This window comes from Methylobacterium sp. CCH7-A2, from assembly GCF_001557075.1.
Taxonomy (GTDB): Bacteria; Pseudomonadota; Alphaproteobacteria; order Rhizobiales; family Beijerinckiaceae; genus Allobosea; species Allobosea massiliensis.
Genome location: NZ_LSKN01000106.1, coordinates 1 through 255 on the forward strand (window position 1 = coordinate 1; position 255 = coordinate 255).

General features: G+C 67.5%; 1 protein-coding gene. It reads left to right on the plus strand.

Annotation, left to right across the window (positions count from 1 at the left end):
• The coding region (locus AX750_RS09215; protein WP_156462438.1) for an SDR family oxidoreductase at positions 1-255 on the plus strand (255 nt) is incomplete at both ends.

Consider the following 255-nt stretch of genomic DNA (forward strand, 5'->3'; position numbering starts at 1 on the left):
CTATGTCGCCGCCAAGCACGGCATCGCCGGGCTGACCAAGACGGTCGCGCTGGAATCAGCTACCTTCGGCGTCACCGTGAACGCGATCTGCCCCGGCTATGTCTGGACGCCGCTGGTCGAGAAGCAGGTTCCCGAAACCATGGCGGCGCGCGGCCTGACGCGCGAGCAGGTCATTGCCGACGTGCTGCTGCATGCCCAGCCGACCAAGCAGTTCGTCACCGCCGAGGAGGTCGCGGGCCTGGCTGTGTTCCTGGC